The sequence below is a fragment of the Rhizobium sophoriradicis genome, from assembly GCF_025200795.1.
Taxonomy (GTDB): Bacteria; Pseudomonadota; Alphaproteobacteria; order Rhizobiales; family Rhizobiaceae; genus Rhizobium; species Rhizobium sophoriradicis.
This window is the reverse complement of sequence record NZ_CP104152.1, coordinates 1,257,935-1,277,970: the sequence shown is the minus strand read 5'-3', so window position 1 is coordinate 1,277,970 and position 20,036 is coordinate 1,257,935. Positions and strand designations below refer to the sequence as shown.

General features: G+C 61.2%; 18 protein-coding genes and 1 pseudogene. 11 read left to right on the top strand and 8 right to left on the bottom strand.

Annotation, left to right across the window (positions count from 1 at the left end):
- Positions 1–251: 251 nt before the first annotated feature.
- Positions 252–881: an ATP-dependent Clp endopeptidase proteolytic subunit ClpP gene (gene clpP, locus N2597_RS06320; RefSeq protein ID WP_038688182.1), complete on the bottom strand. Its 630-nt coding sequence runs from the start codon at positions 879–881 to the stop codon at positions 252–254.
- 457 nt (positions 882–1,338) lie between these two features.
- Here clpP and N2597_RS06315 point away from each other — a divergent pair, with 457 nt between their 5' ends.
- Both N2597_RS06315 and N2597_RS06310 read left to right on the top strand, forming a co-directional pair.
- On the top strand, positions 1,339–2,592 hold the full coding sequence (locus N2597_RS06315) for a GGDEF domain-containing protein (protein WP_077993330.1): 1,254 nt from the start codon (positions 1,339–1,341) through the stop codon (positions 2,590–2,592).
- 228 nt (positions 2,593–2,820) lie between these two features.
- Positions 2,821–4,065: a cytochrome P450 gene (locus tag N2597_RS06310; RefSeq protein WP_183596796.1), complete on the top strand. Its 1,245-nt coding sequence runs from the start codon at positions 2,821–2,823 to the stop codon at positions 4,063–4,065.
- A gap of 85 nt (positions 4,066–4,150) precedes the next feature.
- On the opposite strand, the gene N2597_RS06305 is transcribed toward N2597_RS06310, so the two are convergent.
- Positions 4,151–6,280: a bifunctional diguanylate cyclase/phosphodiesterase gene (locus N2597_RS06305; protein WP_183596799.1), complete on the bottom strand. Its 2,130-nt coding sequence runs from the start codon at positions 6,278–6,280 to the stop codon at positions 4,151–4,153.
- A gap of 233 nt (positions 6,281–6,513) precedes the next feature.
- On the bottom strand, positions 6,514–6,864 hold the full coding sequence (locus N2597_RS06300) for a cupin domain-containing protein (protein WP_009989588.1): 351 nt from the start codon (positions 6,862–6,864) through the stop codon (positions 6,514–6,516).
- 178 nt (positions 6,865–7,042) lie between these two features.
- On the opposite strand from N2597_RS06300, the gene N2597_RS06295 reads away from it, so the two are divergent.
- Complete coding sequence (locus tag N2597_RS06295) at positions 7,043–7,654, top strand: L,D-transpeptidase (protein WP_039619072.1); 612 nt, start codon at positions 7,043–7,045, stop codon at positions 7,652–7,654.
- A gap of 59 nt (positions 7,655–7,713) precedes the next feature.
- Here N2597_RS06295 and N2597_RS06290 read toward each other — a convergent pair whose 3' ends face one another.
- On the bottom strand, positions 7,714–8,997 hold the full coding sequence (locus N2597_RS06290; protein WP_183596802.1) for an O-acetylhomoserine aminocarboxypropyltransferase: 1,284 nt from the start codon (positions 8,995–8,997) through the stop codon (positions 7,714–7,716).
- A 124-nt stretch (positions 8,998–9,121) separates the two neighbouring features.
- On the bottom strand, positions 9,122–9,550 hold the full coding sequence (locus N2597_RS06285) for a CoA-binding protein (RefSeq protein ID WP_009995609.1): 429 nt from the start codon (positions 9,548–9,550) through the stop codon (positions 9,122–9,124).
- Between the two features lie 119 nt (positions 9,551–9,669).
- Between N2597_RS06285 and N2597_RS06280 the strand changes: the two genes are divergently transcribed.
- On the top strand, positions 9,670–9,993 hold the full coding sequence (locus N2597_RS06280; protein ID WP_009995610.1) for a hypothetical protein: 324 nt from the start codon (positions 9,670–9,672) through the stop codon (positions 9,991–9,993).
- Between the two features lie 470 nt (positions 9,994–10,463).
- The gene (locus N2597_RS06275; protein WP_077993321.1) at positions 10,464–11,300 is read left to right on the top strand and encodes an EamA family transporter; all 837 of its coding nucleotides are present in this window, start codon (positions 10,464–10,466) and stop codon (positions 11,298–11,300) included.
- Here the strand turns inward: N2597_RS06275 and N2597_RS06270 are convergent, their stop codons facing one another.
- Together N2597_RS06270 and N2597_RS06265 are read right to left on the bottom strand one after the other, a co-directional pair.
- The gene (locus N2597_RS06270; protein WP_183596804.1) at positions 11,301–12,128 is read right to left on the bottom strand and encodes an enoyl-CoA hydratase; all 828 of its coding nucleotides are present in this window, start codon (positions 12,126–12,128) and stop codon (positions 11,301–11,303) included.
- A gap of 94 nt (positions 12,129–12,222) precedes the next feature.
- Positions 12,223–12,453, bottom strand: coding sequence for a DUF1127 domain-containing protein (locus N2597_RS06265; RefSeq protein WP_009995712.1), 231 nt, complete (start codon positions 12,451–12,453; stop codon positions 12,223–12,225).
- 73 nt (positions 12,454–12,526) lie between these two features.
- Between N2597_RS06265 and N2597_RS06260 the strand changes: the two genes are divergently transcribed.
- The 3 genes from N2597_RS06260 to rpsI all read left to right on the top strand — a co-directional run bounded on the left by N2597_RS06260 (position 12,527) and on the right by rpsI (position 14,676).
- Positions 12,527–13,426, top strand: coding sequence for a LysR family transcriptional regulator (locus tag N2597_RS06260; protein WP_183597045.1), 900 nt, complete (start codon positions 12,527–12,529; stop codon positions 13,424–13,426).
- Between the two features lie 315 nt (positions 13,427–13,741).
- Positions 13,742–14,206 carry a 50S ribosomal protein L13 gene (rplM, locus tag N2597_RS06255; protein WP_008521951.1) on the top strand — a complete coding sequence of 155 codons (465 nt, stop codon included), beginning with the start codon at positions 13,742–13,744 and terminating at the stop codon, positions 14,204–14,206.
- Between the two features lie 2 nt (positions 14,207–14,208).
- Entirely contained in the window at positions 14,209–14,676 is a 468-nt protein-coding gene (gene rpsI / locus N2597_RS06250) for a 30S ribosomal protein S9 (protein ID WP_010035502.1), read from the top strand.
- A gap of 271 nt (positions 14,677–14,947) precedes the next feature.
- Here the strand turns inward: rpsI and N2597_RS06245 are convergent, their stop codons facing one another.
- Positions 14,948–16,873 carry an acyltransferase family protein gene (locus tag N2597_RS06245; protein ID WP_210281813.1) on the bottom strand — a complete coding sequence of 642 codons (1,926 nt, stop codon included), beginning with the start codon at positions 16,871–16,873 and terminating at the stop codon, positions 14,948–14,950.
- A 353-nt stretch (positions 16,874–17,226) separates the two neighbouring features.
- On the opposite strand from N2597_RS06245, the pseudogene speB reads away from it, so the two are divergent.
- The 3 genes and pseudogenes from speB (at position 17,227) to N2597_RS06230 (ending at position 20,026) form a co-directional block, all read left to right on the top strand.
- A pseudogene (gene speB / locus N2597_RS06240) lies at positions 17,227–18,239 on the top strand (agmatinase).
- Positions 18,240–18,297: 58 nt separating this feature from the next.
- Positions 18,298–19,230: an N-acetyl-gamma-glutamyl-phosphate reductase gene (gene argC / locus N2597_RS06235; RefSeq protein WP_183596808.1), complete on the top strand. Its 933-nt coding sequence runs from the start codon at positions 18,298–18,300 to the stop codon at positions 19,228–19,230.
- Between the two features lie 4 nt (positions 19,231–19,234).
- A complete protein-coding gene (locus N2597_RS06230) occupies positions 19,235–20,026 on the top strand; it encodes a sulfite exporter TauE/SafE family protein (protein WP_183596810.1) in 792 nt (263 codons plus the stop codon).
- The last annotated feature ends 10 nt before the right edge of the window (positions 20,027–20,036 follow it).

Here is a 20,036-nt window from a genome sequence, read left to right as displayed (position 1 = left end):
CTATCAGCTCCTGGCGGCACTCCGTTTCCGGAGCCTTTGCCGAGAAGGGCTTCAGGGGCTACGAACCGGTTCCAGTCAACCATGTCCTGGTTCCGGCGGCAACGAATCCCCTTCGAATGCCAAATGCTATGTCACAAAAATTCAACATAGCATTAATAGTTACTATTAGCGTCTTCGTCGCCAGTTGAAAGCCTTGTTCGATCACAAATGAGATAGAACTGTGGCGGCAAAAACACCATCCCAATTTATTACTAGGCCTGCTCGCCTTCCATTTCGAGGCGGGACGTCAGAACCTTGTCGATCACGCCCCAGCCCTGGGCTTCGTCCGCATCCATGAAATGGTCACGATCGAGGGTCTTTTCAACTTCCTCGTAGCTGCGGCCGGTGTGCTTCACATAGACCTCGTTCAGCCGTCGCTTCATCTTGAGGATATCGCGGGCGTGGCGCTCGATGTCGGAAGCCTGGCCCTGGAAGCCGCCCGAGGGCTGATGCACCATGATGCGGGAGTTCGGCGTGGCGAAGCGCATGTCCTTGTGGCCGGCGGCCAGCAGCAGCGAGCCCATGGACGCGGCCTGGCCGATGCAAAGCGTCGAAACCGCCGGTTTGATGAACTGCATCGTATCGTAGATCGCCATGCCGGCGGTGACGACGCCACCGGGCGAATTGATGTAGAGGGCGATTTCCTTCTTCGGGTTTTCGGCCTCGAGGAAGAGCAGCTGGGCGCAGACGAGCGTCGCCATGTGATCCTCGACGGCGCCAGTCAGGAAAATGATGCGTTCCTTCAACAGGCGGGAATAGATGTCGTAGGAGCGTTCACCGCGGTTGGTCTGTTCCACGACCATCGGCACGAGGGCCATTGCGGTATCAACTGGGTTTCTCATGTGCGTCCTTTGTCAACGTCATGCCGGCGGCCGCCGGGAATCAAAGAAAATGCCATATCCCTACATAGAGTGTCCGTGCCCTCCTCTTCAAGACACGCATGAGGATAACGTTAAGAAGACGGGGCACGGCGGGCTCCTCTTTGATGCATGTCGTCATCCGGGAACCGCTGCACACTTCCGGGCGACATGCATCGAGCTTCGGCGCCAGCAGCCTCTTTCCCGTAAATGGCTGATGACCGCGAGCCCCCGGCGGCGTCTCCCCCGGCTTTTCTCCATGACAGGATGAAGGAAAGCTTACTCCATCCGGCAGCGCTCACATACGTTTACCCAACGGAAAGCCTACCGCCAGATACCGGCTGGAAATCATGCCGCAACGCAACAGCATTAAGGAAGTGGCGAGCTTCCTCGGCAAGGATGCGCCCCAACAGACAAGGTCGACGGGCAAGGGGTTGCTGCCGTGTTCAATATCGCTACAGGTCTCGCCATCTGGTGTTCGGAGGCCATGACACTCGCTCTGGTGCTTTTCGTCGCCTGGCGCCACAACGTCAGGAACGAAGCCTATCTCTATTGGGGCCTCGGCTTTCTTCTGACCGGCATCGGCTTTGCGATGATCGCGCTGCGCGGCCAAGTCCCCAGCCTGGTGTCCGTCGAGATCGGCAATGCCATCGCCCTGCTCGGCCAGAGCGCCTGGGTGGCGGGTTTTCTGGCGCTCGACCGCAAGAAGATCGAATGGTGGGCGCTGCTGCCTCCTGCAATCTGGCTGGCCGGGGTGTTCCTGCCGTGGGTCAACACCGACTATTCAAACCGCGTCGTGCTCTACAATCTCGCTTCGGCGACCGGCGCGACGGCGCTGGCCATGGCTGTCGCCGCCGGCGACATGCGCCGCGAGCGCACCCGCATCAAGCTGATGGGCGTGTTCGTCATACAGGGCTGCCTGTGTTTCGGCTCGGCGTTGACGATGGCGGTAACGCTGCCCAGCGATATCGACGCGACCAATCTCGGCGGCGTCTCGGCAATGGCGAGCGCCTTCCTGCTCACCATCGCCTTCGCGCTTACCTGCCGGCTGGTCATGGAACGCTCCGAACGGCATCTGCGGACAATGACACTGACCGATTCACTCACGGGCGTGCTCAACCGCCGCGGCCTGCTCGGCTATTTCGAGACCATTCAGGAAAGAGCCCATAGCGAACAGCGGCAGGTCGCGGTGATCCTATTCGACCTCGACCATTTCAAGCGCGTCAACGACCGCTTCGGCCACCAGTCCGGCGACGCGGTGCTCACCGCCTTCGCGCGCATGGCCCGGCAGTATATTCCAAACCACATCTTCGGCCGCATGGGCGGCGAGGAATTCGCCGCCTTTGCCGCCGTCTCCGACCAGATGGAAGCCGAGGCGATCGCCGAAGCGATCCGCACCGAATTCTGCCGCCTTCCCGTCGCCACCGGCGAAGCGATCGTTCCGGTTACCGTCAGTATCGGCATTGCGCTCGCCGCCTCGATCGAAGCCAATATCGACAAGCTGATTTCGGCCGCCGACCGGGCGCTCTATGCCGCCAAGGCCGCCGGCCGCAACTGCACGGTCACCTTCGGCGAAGCGGAAGCGGCGGCCCCGGCGCCGGCCACCCCGAGCCCCACTGCCGGCGAACTCGTGCCGACGGTCGATGATCAGGTCGAGGCGCTGCGGCGCATGGGCACACTGTCGCGGGCCGGCTAAAGCGCATCGACGCGCTTTAGCTCTTTGTTTTTTATGCATGTCGTTGTCCCGGAACCGCTGCACACTTCCGGGACATGCGTTAGCCGCCGCGTGAAAATAGAATCAATCCTTGAGCTTAGACACGGATCTTAATGTCGCCGGCGCCTCCGATCGGACAAGCTTTGTTTCCGGCCGGCTCTCCTGATCCGCATCTTTTCGAGGCCCGGCAAATCCGCTAAGCCTCGGGGCATGACGATACCGCCCTTTCTTTCGATCGATCAGGCCAGCCGCCATGCCTCGCTGGACGCGCGCAACCCGGCCTTTTATGGCAATCCGAATGCCGTCTATGCCGCGCTTCACGCTCATTGCCCGACCTTCTACTGGACCGAGCAGAAACAGTGGTTCTTCACCGGCTACGACCATGTGAACGGGCTGTTGCGCGACCGCCGCTTCGGCCGGCAGATCCTGCATATCGCCAGCCGCGAGGAGCTCGGCCTTGCCGAGCCGATGCCGCATCTTGAAAATTTCGATCTCTCCGAACGTTATTCCCTGCTCGAACTCGAACCGCCGGAGCACACGCGGTTGCGCACCCTCGTCAACCGCGCCTTCGTCTCGCGCCATGTCGAGAGGATGAAGCCGGAGCTTGCCGAGCTCGCCAACCGGCTGATCGACGGCTTCGCCGACAAGCGCGAGGTCGAACTGCTCTCGGCTTTTGCCGACATCATCCCGGTGACGATGATCGCCCGCATGATCGGCATTCCCGAGGAGATGGGGCCGCAGCTGCTCGCCTGGTCGCACGCCTATGTCCGCATGTACATGTTCGGCCGCACGCGCGCCCAGGAGGAAGAGGCCGAACGGGCGGCGAAGGAATTTTCCGACTATGTCAGGACCGTCATCGCCGAGCGCCGCGCAGCGCCGCGCGACGACCTGCTCACCCACATGATTCATACCGAACACAAGGGCCAATATCTCACCGAGGAAGAGCTGATCTCGACGACGATCGTGCTGCTCAACGCCGGCCATGAGGCGACCGTGCACCAGATCGGCAATTCCGTGCGCACCATCCTCGACAGCGGCTCGGATCCGGCGACGCTCTTCCGCGACGAGACGACGGCGGAGCGCACGGTCGAGGAGACGCTACGCATCTGCGCGCCAGTTCACATCTTCCAGCGCTGGGCGCTCGAGCCCGCCGAAATCGACGGCGTCTCGTTCAAGCGCGGCGACAAGGTCAGCCTCATCCTCGCCGCCGCCAATCTCGACCCGGCGAAATTCAGCGATCCGCTCGCCTTCCGGCCCGACCGCAGCGAGGCGCCCAACCTCTCCTTCGGCGCCGGCATCCATTTCTGCATCGGCGCGCCGCTGGCGCGGCTGGAGCTCAACGTCGTGCTGCCGATCCTGTTCGAGCGGCTTGCCGGCCTGAGGCTCGCAAAGACGCCCGTGGTCAAGGACGTCTACCATTTCCACGGGCTGGAGCGGCTGGATTTGCAGTGGTGATCCCGAGGCTTGACCCTCGGCGACTGGAGGACCCGTGCGGCGTGCCGGTTGAATCCGACGCGCTAAACACTCTTGTAAGACATGTTTAGGCGGCGGCCTCTTCCTGCAGCTTGCCGGAGATGTCGCGGGCCGACATGGGTTTTCCCATCAGATAGCCTTGAAGCTGATCACATCCGGCGTCCCGCAGGATCGCCGCCTGGCGCGAATTCTCGATGCCTTCGGCGGTAACGGGGATCTGCAGGGCGGTCGCCAGCGAGATGGTTGCCCGAAGAACATCGGCGCCCTTTGCGCCTTCGTCGAGCGCGGAGACGAGCGAGCGGTCGATCTTCATGCGATCGAAGCCGAATTGCCGCAATGCGCCGATGCTGGCGTAACCGCAGCCGAAGTCGTCGAGCGCGAACTTGATGCCGACGCGTTTGAGCTGGTCGATCGAGCGCCGGGCCTGATCGGGATTCGTCATCAGAACGCCTTCGGTGATCTCCAATGTCAGGCGCTTCGGGTCGAAATCGAGTTCCCGCAGGACCGAGATCACTTCGGCGGCAAATTCCGGATTGCAGAGCTGGACCGGCGAAACATTGACCGACAGCGCCAGGTCCGGCCAGTTCTTGGCATGCGCGACCGATGTTCTCAGCATGTGCGCGCCGAGCGCATCAATGAGACCACATCTTTCCGCGAGCGGAATGAAGACCTCCGGGCTGACATTGCCGGCCGCCGTTCGCCAGCGCGCCAGCGCTTCAAGACCGGTCACCGTGCCGGTCGAGGCAGAGACGAGAGGCTGGAAGACGGCTTCGATCGTACCGGCGCCGATGGCGCTCTTCAGGAGGGTCTCCAGCTCGGCGACCCGCTGGCGCTCACGGTCGAGCTCGGGGTCGTATTCGATCGCTTGGCCTCTGCCATTTGCCTTGGCGCGATAAAGCGCCATGTCCGCTCTGCGCAGAAGCTCCAGGGGCTTGATGTCTCCGTCTCGCGCGGCAGCTCCGATGCTTGCGCCGACCTCGATTGTCCGCCCATCGATCTTGAAGGGCTCGGCAAACAGCGCCAGAACGGCCCTCTCCATCTCATCGCAGGTGGCAGCGCCAACATGCACCAGCGCAAACTCGTCGCCCCCCAGCCTGGCGGCGGCGACGACTTCCGGATGGCAGGCCGTCAACGCCTTCGAGACCAGGCGGATCAGGTCATCGCCGACGGCATGCCCCCAGGCATCGTTGACGGCCTTGAAGCCATCGAGATCGACCAGATAGAGCCGGGGCGGCGTTGAGGCCGGATCCTGCAGCTCTTCGAGCAGGCTGAGCAGCCCCTGTCTGTTCAACAGGCCGCTCAGACTATCGTGGCCCGCTTCGTAAAGCGCTGCCTGCGCCAGCTGGCGCAGACGCCGCGCCTCGGACGCGCCGACCATCAGAACACCGACCAGGAACAGCACGAGGATAACGATGGCGGCCGCGATGTAAGGCGTCACCTGATGGAACACCGTGCTTCCGGGCGCCTTGCTGGGCCAGACGAGATAGCCGATGACCGCACCCTTCATGTCTGTGATCGGGGCGTTCAGGAATTCCGGCGTCGGAACCTTCTCCAGGCGCAAACCGTCAAGCTCGTGTTGATTCGACAGCATATCGAGGACTTCAGACGTGAATTCCTTGTAAAAGCTCAGCGTGCTGAATTTTGCAGTGTCGGCAACGTCATCGAAAGGTTGGATTGCCTGCGATGCGATCAGCGCGATACCGGTTTCGGTCTTGATGAAATTAACCAACGGCGCCTTCGCCGGATCGGCGGCCACATTGATCTGCTGATAAAAGGCCCTGCCGAAGAACGCGGCGGGCTCGAAGGGCTTGCCCTTGGCATAGGCCGACACGATCGACGTCCGGTCGGGTCCGATTACGATCGCACCGTCGTAAAGCGGGTAATCCTCGCTGGTCTTTCCCCAATTCTCATAGGCCCAATCCGCAGCATTCGGAGAGGAAGCCGCACGATAGGCATCGTCCCAGACGGCATTATCCGTCGTTGTCGCACCGAGGCGGGCGACAAAGGCTGCGATCGCGGCGCGGGCGGCGCGAGTGGCGCGGGCATCGTCGATCCCGTTCGCCGACCGGGTCATAGTCGCGACGACATGGGCCATGAGGCCTGTGAGAACGAGGGCTACCAGAAGGAAGCAGACCGTTGTCGCAATGATGGAAGAGGTTTGGGTGCGAACGTGCCTACCCGCAAGATTCGACGACATGCCAATCCCGAAAAGATGAATTGCAAGGCCATGTCTGTTGTGACGGCAGGAGACATCATGTCCGCAATGCGCTGCAGGTAAGCTCTAGCATTTGACGATGTAGGTCCCATTAATGGGAAAGATCAAATGCCGTCTATCCGCAAATGCGAAGCGGTCTTTTCAGGAGAACCGGCGCATAATCGCCGCAAACCGGGACAGGCCCGGCATCATCACAGCCGATCTGCAGCCGCCGCTCAAAGCCTGATCACATAGTCCTTGCGAGTCGTTTCAACGACTTCCCAGGTTCCCTTGAAGCCGGGTCTGAGGATCATCCGGTCACCCGCCTTCAGATGAACCGGCTCGCCGCCGTCTTCGGTGACGATCGAATGGCCGGACAGCAGGCTGAAATATTCCCATTCCTCGTAAACGATCCGCCATTTGCCGGGCGTCGCCTCCCAGATGCCGCAATAGAGGCCGCCTTCGGCCTCCTCCAGATTCCAGGTCCGGAACTGCGGATCGCCGGAGATGATCCGACCGGGTTCGGGCGCGCCCAACTCCGGTTCGACGCCATCGATGCCGAAGGTGATGAAGTTGCTAACAGTCATTCTGGATCTCTTCGAATTGAGTGTTCTTCGCAGCATAGGTTTAGATGAGGCGCGCTCGCAATTATTGGTTTTCCCATGCGCCTTTGCAGCATGCGTTCAACATCGTCGCACCGGTCCGCCATAGTGACGCCATAGAGTTGGGACCAATACCGCTTGATAGACAGGCGGATGGCGAAAAATGAGATTGCTGGCTCTCCTTGCGGTGGCCGTTTTGCTAACGGTGGTTCAGGCCCGCGCCCAAGTTTATGAACCGTATGATGGATACGACGAATACGGGGGCTACGGCTATGATGACCCCTACAGCCCGTATCCACCTCCGCCCTATTACGACCCCGCCCCTGGCTATGAGGAACCCCTGTATGATCGCAGGGCACCCTCGACGCGAAGCGCTAGAGGAAACATCGTGATCGCCACGCGCGAACACACACTTATTTATACGACAGCAAACGGAGAGCAGTTCGTTTACCCCATAGCCGTCGGCCGCGAAGGCAAGCAATGGTACGGAACGACGCGGGTGGTGTCGAAGCGAATGCATCCCGAATGGCGGCCAACGGCCAGCATGCGTCAGAAGAACCCGAGGCTTCCAGCGGTCGTGAAGCCAGGCCCCAACAATCCGCTAGGGACCCGAGCGATATACCTTGCCGATGGGCTGCTGCGCATCCACGGTACCAACGACCCGTCCTCCATCGGAACCAATGCGTCGAGTGGTTGTTTTCGAATGTACCTCGAGGACGTCGAGGAGCTTTACGATATGGTCCAGCCGGGGACCCGAGTGATTGTCCAACGGTAATCGGATCGGGTGAAGACCAGCTGATCCCCTCGCCAGCCTTACCTCCCGGTTGGGCTGTTTCAGATCTTCGAAAGCGCCTGTTCGAGGTCGGCGATGATGTCCTTGACGTCCTCGATGCCGACGGAAAGGCGCACCACATCGGGGCCGGCGCCGGCGGCGATCTTCTGTTCGTCGCTCAGCTGCCGGTGCGTCGTCGAGGCGGGATGGATGACGAGCGAGCGGGTGTCGCCGATGTTGGCAAGATGAGAGAAGAGCTCAAGGCCCTCGACCAGCGTTTTGCCCGCCTCATAATCGCCCTTGACGCCGAAGGTGAAGACGGAGCCGGCGCCCTTCGGCGAGTAGCGCTGCTGCAGGGTGTGGTTCGGGTCGTCCTCGAGGCCGGCATAATTCACCCAGGCGATCTTGCTGTGCGCCTTCAGCCACCTCGCCACGGCGATCGCATTGTCGCTGTGGCGCTGCATCCTGAGCGGCAATGTCTCGATCCCCGTCAGGATCAGGAAGGCGTTGAAGGGCGAGATCGCCGGCCCGAGATCGCGCAGGCCGAGAACGCGGGCGGCGATGGCGAAGGCGAAATTGCCGAAGGTCGCATGCAGGACCATGCCGTTATATTCCGGCCGCGGGCTGGACAGCATGGGGTAATTGCCGGATTTTGACCAGTCGAAAGTGCCGCCGTCGACGATAAGGCCGCCCATGGAATTGCCGTGGCCGCCGAGGAATTTCGTCAGCGAATGCACGACGATGTCGGCGCCGTGTTCGATCGGACGGATGAGATAGGGGGTTGCCATCGTATTGTCGACGATGAGCGGCAGGCCGTTGCGGTGCGCAACCTCGGCGATCGCCGCGATATCGACGAAGGTGCCACCGGGATTGGCGAGGCTCTCGATGAAGATGCCGCGCGTCTTCTCGTCGATCTGGCTTTCGAAGCTTGCCGGATCGGCGGAATCGGCCCAGCGCACCTGCCAGCCGAAATTCTCGAAGGCATGGCCGAACTGGTTGATCGAGCCCCCGTAGAGCCTGCGGGCGGCGATGAAATTCTCGCCGGGGCGCATGATGGTGTGGAAGACGATCATCTGTGCGGCATGGCCGGAGGCGACGGCAAGGGCCGCCGTGCCGCCCTCGAGCGCTGCGACGCGCTCCTCCAGCACGGCCTGCGTCGGGTTCATGATGCGCGTGTAGATATTGCCGAACGCCTGCAGGCCGAAGAGCGCGGCGGCATGATCGGAATCGTTGAAGACGTAAGCGGTCGTCTGGTAGATCGGCGTTACCCGCGCACCGGTCGCCGGGTCGGGCTGGGCGCCGGCATGGATCGCCAACGTGTTGAATCCCGGATCATTCTTGGCCATGTCGTCCTCCAGTTATTGCTGACGGCCGGGATCATAGCCTCTCCCGGACGAAAGTTAATCGCGATCCGTTTCAACCCACCGGCGTTCGGTGGAAAATCCGTCTCTGCGGAGCGCAGCAATGAGATCAGGCAATGAGCCGGGGATATTCGATCGCCGGGCAGCGGTTCATCACCACCTTGATGCCGGCGGCCTCCGCCTTTGCCGCAGCCGCATCGTCGCGGACGCCGAGCTGCGCCCAGATGACCTTCGGCAACGGCCTCAGCACCAGCGCCTCCTCGACGACGCCGTCCAGATATTCGGCAGCGCGAAAGACGTCGATCATGTCGATCGGCACAGGAATGTCGGCGAGCCGGGCAAAGACAGTGCGGCCGTGGATCTGTTTACCCGCCTGCCCCGGGTTGACCGGAATGACCTCATAGCCGCGCGACAGCAGGTAGCCCATGACGCCGTTGCTCGGCCGCGCCGGATTGGGCGAAGCGCCGGTCAGGGCGATGGTCTTCACCGAATGCAAGATGCCGGCGAGGAAGTCATCCGTGTAGCTGTCGTGATTCATGTCCGCTTCTCCACTTGCGAAAGTCGTTCGCCACGGCGCGCGTGATTTTTGCTTTTGCGTGAAACCAGTTGCGCGCCTTTCCCGTATATATGGGTTGGATAGTTTCTGAGGATGATTCGATGAAAAAAATCGCTCTTGCCCTCATGCTCGTGCTCGCCGCATCGCCGGCACTGGCAATCTCGCGCTACAATCCACTCACCATGAGCTGTGCCAGCGTGCGCGCCGCCATCCACAATCAGGGCGCCGTCATCTTCCGCTATCAGTCCCCCCGCGGTCTGCCCCTCTATGATCGTTACGTCCGCAACAGCCATTATTGCGACGCGACCGACTATGCCGAGTGGACCCACATCCCCTCGAAAGACGATCCTCGCTGCCCCGTTCTGAACTGTCAGAACATAGACAACCTGGACGGGATGCTGTTCGTTCCACATCATCAGCTTTGAGGTTTTTGCCGCCGTGATTGCGGCAGATGCCCTACGCCCTTCGCGTTTGCGAATGTTGGCTGGCTCAATCGCGCGCTACGATTTTCCAAGGAATTTACAATCAAAAGCTTTATTTTCCGCGTATTTCAAAGTTATAGAATAATATCTGTATTTCAGCAACATAGAATGATCCCTTCCGAAATTCCTCCGGGTGCTTTCCTCTTTCGTTCCCTTTAGGGCCACCCTATGTTCCGTCGTCCATTAGCAGCATCTCATAGTTGAGGAGATCTCGTGGATTGAACGTATGTCGCGCGCACGTAATAATTGTCGGGTACCCCGCGATTGTTTGGATATTGAAAGGGTGATATTCCAGACAGGAAGGCATCCGCGACCGCGGCAAAGCAGTTTCGTGCAAATCGCAGTTGTCCTTGCAGAAGCTTGCCCCGCCGGGGCGAAGCGCATGTCCTCCCCTGCAGTTTCGGATTTGGTCCTTGCCTCTCGACGTCATCCTGCTCGTTCTGTTCGGTGCATTGCTGCATGCGACATGGAACGCGATCGTCAAAGCGGGCAGCGACAAATCCCTTGATGCGGCGCTGATTTCGGCCGGCGGCGCGGTATCAGCCTTGCCGTTCCTGGCATTTTTGCCCTTGCCGCAAAGTGCGGCCTGGCCGTTCATCGGCGCTTCGGCCATCCTGCAGTTCGCCTATTTCCAGCTGGTAGCCGCCGCCTACCGGGCCGGGGATATCGGCCTGGTCTATCCGCTGATGCGTGGCTGCACGCCGTTGCTGATCGCCGCGACAAGCGGTGTCGTCCTCAGTGAAGACCTTTCCGGCGCCGCGCTCGCCGGCATCATGACGATCTCAGCCGGCGTCCTGACGCTCGCCCTGGAGGCGCGTCGGGGCAGTGGCCGTGCCGTCGTCCTCTCCATTGCCAATGCCTTCGTCATCGCCAGCTACACCTATGTCGATGGCATCGGCGCGCGCCTTTCAGGCAACGCGGTTTCCTATACGTTGTGGATGTCGCTGCTGCCGCCCATACTGCTGTTTGCCTGGGCGGCGTCCCGGCGCGGCAGCCTGACGGTGCTGCGCCACGTTCGCCGCAACTGGTGGCGCGGCCTTATCGGCGGCGCAGGTTCGATTGCATCTTACGGACTGGCGCTCTGGGCAATGACGAAGGCCCCGGTCGCAACCGTCGCCGCGTTGCGGGAAACCGCGATCGTCTTCGGGCTGGTCATCTCGGTCGCCGTGTTCAAGGAAAAAGCCGGAATCTGGCGTTACGTCGCCGGCGTCGTCATCGCAGCCGGCGTGCTGGTTCTGAAGCTAGGGTGATCATTCACCCTTCCACTCCGGCTTGCGCTTGCTGAGAAAGGCGCCGATACCCTCCTGCGCATCCTGCGTCAGCATGTTCTCCACCATCACCCTAGCGGCATAGTCATAGGCCGCCTCCACCGGCAGTTCGAGCTGCCGATAGAAGGCCTCCTTGCCGATCTTTAGTGTCAATGGCGATTTGCCGGCGATCACGGCCGCATATTTGGCAACGACCTGCGCCAGATATTGCTTCGGCACGATGCGGTTGACGAGGCCGAAATCCTTGGCCGTCGAAGCATCGATCGTCTCGCCGGTCAGCAGCATCTCCATCGCCTGCTTGCGATGGGCGGCACGGGTTACCGCCACCATCGGCGTCGAACAGAACAGGCCGATATTGACGCCTGGCGTGCAGAACGTCGAGGTGTCCGTGCAGATGGCCAGATCACAGGAGGCAACGAGCTGACAGCCGGCAGCCATTGCAAGCCCGTCGATCTCGGCGATGACGGGTTTTGGCAGATGGGTGATCTTCAGCATCAGATCGGCGCAGAGCCGGAAACTCTTCTCGAAGAAGGCAGCCCCCTGATCTTCATCGACGCGATGGGCGGTGAGTTCCTTGAGGTCATGGCCGGCGGAAAAGACGGAGCCGGTCGAGGCGATAACGATGACGCGCACATCAGCATCCGATCCCGCCTTTTCGAGCTCAGCCATCAGCGCCTCGAGAAGCGCGATCGAAAGCGCGTTGGCCGGCGGGTCGTTGAGCACGAGACGCAGCACGCCATCGCGCAGGGAGCGAAGCAACAACCCGTCCGCCCTGTCCGCTTCCTTCCGGAATGATACGATTTCGGCCATGATGCTGCTCCCTGCTGCTCGATTTCCACACAGCTGTTCTGCCACAAGGCGCCGGCACTTTCGAGCAGGATCCTCCCTCCCCCCGGCGGCATGGTCAGGACCAGAACCATGATTTCGATGTCTCGGCCGTCGCCTGCGCACGGGTCAGGCCGATATCGCGAAGGTCTTCATCGGTGAGTTCCGAAAGCCTGCGGCGGCTGCGTCGCTTTGTGAGCCAATGCTCGACGGCCGCCGACAAGCCTCGACCCCAGCGGACCGTCCGCCGGAGTTTCGACCGAAGCGCATTGCGCGGCGTTTCAAAGATTGCATCGAATTCCAGGGTCATCTCTTCGTCCTTTTCTCAACGAAGGAAGGATGCGCTGGAAGATGGAATGAAAGAAGCTTATGGATATTATGATATGCATAAGGATTTCTTTTATATGCCACTTAATCTCGATCAGCTCGCGAGCTTCGTCAATGTCGCCGACCTCGGAAGCTTTACGGCCGCCGCCGACAAGGAGGGCGTGACGCAACCGGCGGTCAGCCTGCAGGTCAAAGGCCTTGAGCAGCGGCTCGGCGTCCGGCTGATCGAGCGTGTCGGACGGCGAGCGCAGCCGACGGCGGCGGGCCTTGACCTGCTTTCGCACGCGAGGCGTCTGCTTCAGCAAGTGGCAGCGGCGGAAGAAGCGATGCTGCCGCACAGGGAAGGCGCCAGCGGCCGCGTGCGCATCGGCAGCGGCGGCACCGCCTCGATCCACCTGCTTCCACGCGCCATCGCCGCTGCCAGGAAGGCGATGCCCGGCCTCGAAATCACCGTCCATATCGGCAATGCCGACGATATTCTGCGCGATCTGGAAACCAACAGTCTCGACATCGCCGTCGTCGCTCTGCCGGCCTCGGGACGGAATTTCGCGATCGAACCGTTTTACGAGGAGGAGTTGCTCGCGGTCGCTCCCGTCGGCAGCCTCGTGCCCGAAGGCGGGCCGGACGCTGCCTTCATGCGCGACAGGACGCTGCTGCTTTATGAGGGAGGCAATACGAGGCGAGCAATCGACGCTTGGTTGGCCGCCCCCGATATCAGGACCCGCCCTGCGATGGAGTTCGGCAGCGTCGAGGCTATCAAGGAGTTGGTGGCGGTGGGGCTCGGCTGGTCGATCCTGCCGGGGCTGGCGCTCAAGCGCGACCTTGCCGGTCTGGTGACAACGTCGTCGCTGAAACCGAAGCTCATGCGCCGGCTCGGCATGGTTCTGCGCCGGGACAAATATCTGACACGCGGCCTTCGGGAAATGATGAAATGTCTGCGGGAGTTCAAGGATTAGGACCACTTGCGATCCTGGCCCGTCGCGTCAAATCCAAGTCGCGGTAGCGGTAAAAAGCCAAAGCAGGCCATCCAGCGATCTCGGCAAATATGAGGTATTATATTACCGTATAAGTAAGCTCTTGTTTTTCCTATCGTTTTTTTCAGGTCGCCAAAAATGACGATATTGACCCGATGTCACATTCCCTTTATACACCGCACCAGAACGCAGCCTTCCGGGCTGCTTTCTTTTTGGCATGTCTTGCGCCTGCCAATCCAAGCAACAAGAAACGCCCTTCCAGCCTTCGGGCAAGGGTCCCAAAAGAGAGTATTCACTATGGCTACCTTCTCCCAGAAGCCTGCAGAGGTGGAGAAGAAGTGGGTGATCATCGACGCCGAAGGGCTGGTCGTTGGCCGTCTCGCTTCCATCATCGCTATGCGCCTGCGCGGCAAGCACAAGGCAACCTTCACCCCCCACGTTGACGACGGCGACAACGTCATCGTCATCAATGCCGACAAGGTCGTTTTCACCGGCAAGAAGTATTCCGACAAGGTCTACTACTGGCACACCGGTTACGCCGGCGGCATCAAAGAGCGCACCGCACGCCAGATCATCGAAGGCCGCTTCCCGGAGCGCGTCCTCGAAAAGGCCGTCGAGCGCATGGTTCCGCGCGGCCCGCTCGGCCGTCGCCAGATGAAGAACCTGCGCGTCTACGCCGGCGCCAACCATCCCCATGAAGCCCAGCAGCCGGTCGCCCTCGACGTTGCCGCGCTCAACAAAAAGAACGTAAGGAGCGCCTGATCATGGCTGACCTCTCCTCCCTGAAGGAACTCGGCACGGCTTCCGAAGCTGCTGCTCCGGCGCACGTCCGCAAGGTCGATTCGCTCGGCCGCTCCTACGCGACCGGCAAGCGCAAGAACGCCGTCGCCCGCGTCTGGGTCAAGCCGGGCTCCGGCAAGATCATCGTCAACGGCAAGGAATTCGCGGAATATTTCGCCCGTCCGGTGCTGCAGATGATCCTGCGCCAGCCGATCGTCGCGGCTGCCCGTGACGGCCAGTTCGACATCGTCGCAACCGTTGCCGGCGGCGGCCTCTCCGGCCAGGCCGGTGCCGTTCGCCACGGCCTGTCCAAGGCGCTCACCTACTTCGAACCGGGCCTGCGCTCGGTGCTGAAGAAGGGCGGCTTCCTGACCCGCGATAGCCGCGTCGTCGAACGCAAGAAGTACGGCAAGGCAAAGGCCCGCCGTTCGTTCCAGTTCTCGAAGCGCTAATTGTTTCGGACAAATGGATTTCACGAAGGCCGGGGAAACCCGGCCTTTTTGCTGTTCAATCGGCTCCTGATAAACGTAACCGGGCGGATCCGCTGCGGCGCTGCTCGCTCTTCAGGGCCCGAACGAGGAAGACCATACAGCGCTGCTGCGGCAACGGCATGCCTAAATAAGAGCAGAAGAACCGCGTCTGAAAGATCCCGACGCGCTTCAGTCCTTTGGTTTTATGAAGGTCGTTATCCCGGAACCGCTGCACACTTCCGGGCGACATGCATTAGTCGGAAGAGAGCGCTGCCATACCGTTCGGATCCACCATGTGGTCTCGCCCGAGAGTTACCATGATTTGGTCGGCGACGGCTTCCGCACCTGCCGGGGTGAAATGCACCTTGTCGGAAATGAAGGTCTTGCCTCCCCGCGCCAGATCGCACCTGCCCGTCTCCATCCCGCAGAAAATCTTGGCCGGATCGACGCGCAGCACATGGCTATCCTTGGGGTCGTCGAGATAGGCATAGGTAGGCGCCGATTGCTTGAGAAATTCATCCTGGGCGATCGTGATCGTCGGCGCCGGCGTGTCCTTGTGCATCAGCTTCGCGACCTTGGCGGCGATCTCCGTGTCGCCGCGCGGATGCGGATAGATGATGACGACGCGGATGCCGGCCGATGTCAGCTCGCCGACGGTATTGTCGAAGGCATCCCTCAACCTCTGCCCTGCGTCTAACGTCGCGACTTCCTCGCCCCTGAACCTATAGCGCGACTGCTCGAAAAAGATCTTCCAGGAGGCTGCGAGAAAGACCGTTTTCACCTTGCTCTTGACGAGATAGTCGATCGCCGCAGCGTTGAAGGCACCGCAGTCGCGCGCCTGGTGCGGGACCATCGAGACGTCGGCGACCGGCGCACAGAAGCTGTGGGTGATCTGCTGCAGGCCGATATTCATGCCGTCCAGACGCTTGGCCAGCGCCGGCGTCAGCGACGAGGCCAGGGAATCTCCGAGGATGGCGTATGTCTGTGCGTGGCTGCCGTTGAATACGCAGCCCTTGATCGGCATCGTATCCCAGCCTGACGCGCCCTCGAGAAGGCAGGTCTTGCTCCAATCATTGTTCGCCATGAATTCCTTGATTGGCGCAGGGAGACGCCATGGAATGCCGCGCGTGTCGTGGCCGTAAATGCCGAAGGCGATAAAGGCTGCAAGCACCACGGATACCGATGCGACCAGGCTGCGGGTCGACGGCAACAATCGGCGCTCAACCCTGCGGAACGGCTGCTCGACGAAACGCCACGAGATATAGGCCAGTACAAGCGAAAGGCAGGCGAGAGCGCCCATTACGGTCAGCGGCGGGGGATCAATACTACGGATCCGCGCAAAGGCAAAAAGCGGCTGATGCCAGAGATAGGCGCTGTAGCTGATCTGGCCGATCATCGTCAGGGCGCGGGTTGAAAGCATTGCCGCCACCCAGGTTCCCTGTCGCGCATAGAGCAGCACGAGCATCGCGCCGACCACGGGAACCAGGGCAAGCGTCGAGGGTATGGGCGCGGTTTCGTCGAAATAGAGGACGGAGAAGGCGATCATGCCGAAGCCAACGAGCGACAACGGATTGCTGCCGCGCGTTTGCCCCTTTAACTGGATGAAACTGCAGATCGATCCGGCCAGAAATTCCCAGGCCCGCGACGGCAAGAAATAGAAATTGGCCGAGGGAAAGGCGCGCGACGCCCACTCGCTGTAGGCAAGGCTGGCAAGCGCGATCACAACCAGGACCGCAAAGAGCCAGCTCGGCTTGCGCTTCCACATGAATATGACGAGCAGCGGAAAGAACATGTAATACTGTTCTTCGACGGCCAGGCTCCAGATGTGGAGCAGCGGCACCTCTCTGGCCTCGGGCGCAAAATAGCCGCTCTTGAACCAGAACAGGAAATTGGCGCCGGAGAGGCTGGTGGCAATCAGGCTGTCGGAGAAGGCGCGAAATTCCTCCGGCATGACCCAAAGCCAGGCAAAGGGCAGACAGCACAGAACGACGAGAAACAGGGCTGGCAGGATTCGGCGGGCGCGGCGCTCGAAGAACGCCGCCAGCGAGAAGGTGCCGTTGCGCATCTGCTCGAGGATAATCGAGGTGATCAGAAATCCGCTGATCACGAAGAAGACGTCGACGCCGATGAAACCGCCGCTGAAGAGACTGAAGCCCGCATGAAATACAATAACGGGCATCACTGCGGCTGCCCGCAGGCCGTCAATCTCTCGTCGGTAAATCACTTAAAATATTCCCAAAATTTCGTATTCTTACCGACTATGAGCACCCGAATCTGCAACCCCGCCTTGCATAGAGAAATAGCAATTTTTCTGCAAGTATGACTTTTATGAAAGAACTGACTAAACCACAGCTTTTATCAAAATCGTCAGTGCAGAGGGAGGACAGCGCCTCGTTGGCAAGCCTCGGCGATGCTGTTATCCGAACGACTGCTTGAAATCTGTCCACACCTCGCCTACCCCTTTCTGCGCAAAGGGATCGGCCAATTCCTTTGCGCGGACCAACGCCGACGCTCTGCGTCGAACACCCCGCAATGCAGCGTCTGCACTGGACGCGACATTGGTTCTGCGACCGAAAAAAGGAGCATGACTTGGCGAACAAGACCATCGATCACGCCTTCACGGCGACCAGCCTCACCTCAGCTGCCAGCGACCCGACCTTTGCCGGCGCCCTGTCCTTCATGCGCCGCCGCTTCACCAAGGAACTTTCCGGCGCCGATGTTGCCGTCTGGGGCATTCCCTTCGATGCCGCCACGTCGAACCGGCCGGGCACACGCTTCGGCCCTCACGGCGCGCCTCGGCGATATTCGACAATGATGCGCAATATCCTTTCAACCGAGAGTTGTTCGCCGACATGGCCGTGATCGACTACGGCGATTGCCTGCTCGATTACGGCAATCACCAGGATACGCCTGGCGCGATCGAACGCCAGGCGAACGCGATCCTCGACAGCGGCGCTTTTCTGCTGACGCTCGGCGGCGATCATTACGTCACCTGGCCGCTGCTGAAAGCGCATGCGGCAAAACACGGGCCGCTGGCGCTCGTGCAGTTCGACGCGCATCAGGACACCTGGTTCGACGAAGAGCGGCGCATCGACCATGGCTCATTCGTCGCGCGGGCTACCCGCGAAGGCATCATCGACCCCGATCGCTCGATCCAGATCGGCATCCGCACCCATGCGCCTGAGGATTGCGGCATCAATATTCTCTATGGTTATCAGGTCGAGGATATGACTGCCGGCGACATCGCTTCGGCGATCATCTCTCACACCCGCGGTGCGCCGGCCTATCTCACCTTCGATATCGATTGCCTCGATCCGGCCTTTGCGCCCGGCACCGGCACGCCGGTCGCCGGCGGACCGTCGAGCGCCAAGATCCTCTCAGTGCTGCAGCGCCTGCATCAGCTCGATATTCGCGGCGCCGATGTCGTCGAGGTTTCGCCACCTTACGACCATGCCGATATCACCGCCATTGCCGGGGCAACGGTGGCGATGTATATGCTGGGGCTTCATGCGGAGCGACGCGCCATCGCCGTGTCACAAGGCTGACTTATTATCCCAAAATGAATCCGGAAACCTTCTGAACCCATTGAAAGCGCAGGTTAACATGGCACCGAAAATCTTCATCGACGGCGAACACGGCACAACGGGTCTGCAGATCCGCACGCGCATGGCCGGCCGCCGCGATGTCGAGCTTCTGTCCATTCCCGAGGCTGAGCGGCGCAACGCCGCCTTGCGCGAGGACATGCTGAACAGCGCTGATATCGCCATCCTCTGCCTGCCCGACGATGCATCGAAGGAAGCGGTTCAGATGGTCTCGGCCAACAACAATGTGCGCGTCATCGACACCTCGACCGCCTTCCGTGTCAATCCCGGCTGGGCCTACGGCTTTGCCGAAATGGACGGCGCCCAGGCCGACAAGATCAAAGCCGCGCGTTTCGTCGCCAACCCCGGCTGCTATCCGACCGGTGCAATCGGCCTGATCCGGCCGCTGCGTGCCGCCGGCATTCTGCCGGACGGCTACCCGGTCACGGTCAATGCGGTTTCCGGCTATACCGGCGGCGGCAAGCAGATGATTGCCCAGATGGAAAATCCGGATCACCGGGATGCGATCTCCGCCCCGCATTTCCTCTACGGTCTTCCCCTCACCCACAAGCACGTGCCCGAAATGACCGTGCACGGCCTGCTCGACCGCGCCCCGATCTTCTCGCCATCGGTCGGCAAATTCGCGCAGGGCATGATCGTGCAGGTGCCGCTGCATCTCGACGATCTCGCCGAGGGCACCACGATGGAGAGCATTCATGCGGCACTCGCCGCCCATTATGCCGGCCAGGACATCGTCACCGTCGTGCCGCTTTCCGATAGCAAGGCGCTCCCGCGTGTCAACGCCGTCGAACTCGAAGGCAAGGACACGATGAAGCTCTTCGTCTTCGGCACGCCGGGCGGTTCCCAGGTCAATCTGGTGGCGCTGCTCGACAATCTCGGCAAGGGCGCCTCGGGTGCCGCCGTGCAGAACATGGACCTGATGCTCGCTTCCTGACGTCATGACGCTGGATGCGCTTATCACCGACGGGCAGGCCTGGTTTGCCGCCGCCCTGCCCGATCACGGCATCTATGCCCTGATGGCCTTTGCCTTCATCGCCGGGCTCGCCCGCGGCTTTTCCGGTTTCGGGGCAGCGCTGATCTTCATTCCGCTCGGTGGCGCCATCATCGGGCCAAAACTGGCCTCGCCGATCCTGCTCGTCATCGACGGCATTGCCACGCTCGGGATGATCCCTCCCGCCTGGCGCAACGCGAACCGGCCCGAGGTCTTCGTCATGGCCGCGGGTGCGGCACTCGGCGTCCCGGCCGGCACGGCGATGCTGGCACTGCTCGACCCGACGCTGTTGCGCTGGAGCATCACGATCATCGCCATCTCACTGCTCGCGCTTCTCGTCTCCGGATGGCGTTATCACGGCCCGCCTTCGGCACCACTCAGCAGCGGCGTCGGCCTGATTGCCGGCCTGTTCAGTGGCGCCGCACAGCTCGGCGGACCGCCTGTCGTCGCCTATTGGCTCGGCGGCAAGAGCGATTTCACGCCCGTCAGAGCCAATGTCGTGCTCTATTTCTCCATTTCCACTATCTTCAGCGCCATCAGCTATTATGTCGGCGGTCTGCTCGTCCCCGCCGTCTTTGCCCTGACGGCCGTTATTCTGCCAAGTTATGCGCTGGGGCTTTACGGGGGCTCGAAACTGTTCGGGCTGGCCGAGGAACGGACCTTCCGCATCGCCTGCTATGTGCTGATCGCCGCCGCTGCGATCATCGGCATGCCGCTGCTCGACGGCGTGCTGCGTTAAACGGCTTGCG

Coding starts and splice junctions, on each gene's coding strand:
- clpP (WP_038688182.1), bottom strand. CDS start 881: ATGAGAAACCCAGTTGATACCGCAATGGCCCTCGTGCCGATGGTCGTG.
- N2597_RS06310 (WP_183596796.1), top strand. CDS start 2,821: ATGACGATACCGCCCTTTCTTTCGATCGATCAGGCCAGCCGCCATGCC.
- N2597_RS06305 (WP_183596799.1), bottom strand. CDS start 6,280: ATGTCGTCGAATCTTGCGGGTAGGCACGTTCGCACCCAAACCTCTTCC.
- N2597_RS06300 (WP_009989588.1), bottom strand. CDS start 6,864: ATGACTGTTAGCAACTTCATCACCTTCGGCATCGATGGCGTCGAACCG.
- N2597_RS06295 (WP_039619072.1), top strand. CDS start 7,043: ATGAGATTGCTGGCTCTCCTTGCGGTGGCCGTTTTGCTAACGGTGGTT.
- N2597_RS06290 (WP_183596802.1), bottom strand. CDS start 8,997: ATGGCCAAGAATGATCCGGGATTCAACACGTTGGCGATCCATGCCGGC.
- N2597_RS06285 (WP_009995609.1), bottom strand. CDS start 9,550: ATGAATCACGACAGCTACACGGATGACTTCCTCGCCGGCATCTTGCAT.
- N2597_RS06280 (WP_009995610.1), top strand. CDS start 9,670: ATGAAAAAAATCGCTCTTGCCCTCATGCTCGTGCTCGCCGCATCGCCG.
- N2597_RS06270 (WP_183596804.1), bottom strand. CDS start 12,128: ATGGCCGAAATCGTATCATTCCGGAAGGAAGCGGACAGGGCGGACGGG.
- N2597_RS06265 (WP_009995712.1), bottom strand. CDS start 12,453: ATGACCCTGGAATTCGATGCAATCTTTGAAACGCCGCGCAATGCGCTT.
- N2597_RS06260 (WP_183597045.1), top strand. CDS start 12,527: ATGCATAAGGATTTCTTTTATATGCCACTTAATCTCGATCAGCTCGCG.
- rplM (WP_008521951.1), top strand. CDS start 13,742: ATGGCTACCTTCTCCCAGAAGCCTGCAGAGGTGGAGAAGAAGTGGGTG.
- rpsI (WP_010035502.1), top strand. CDS start 14,209: ATGGCTGACCTCTCCTCCCTGAAGGAACTCGGCACGGCTTCCGAAGCT.
- N2597_RS06245 (WP_210281813.1), bottom strand. CDS start 16,873: ATGCCCGTTATTGTATTTCATGCGGGCTTCAGTCTCTTCAGCGGCGGT.
- argC (WP_183596808.1), top strand. CDS start 18,298: ATGGCACCGAAAATCTTCATCGACGGCGAACACGGCACAACGGGTCTG.
- N2597_RS06230 (WP_183596810.1), top strand. CDS start 19,235: ATGACGCTGGATGCGCTTATCACCGACGGGCAGGCCTGGTTTGCCGCC.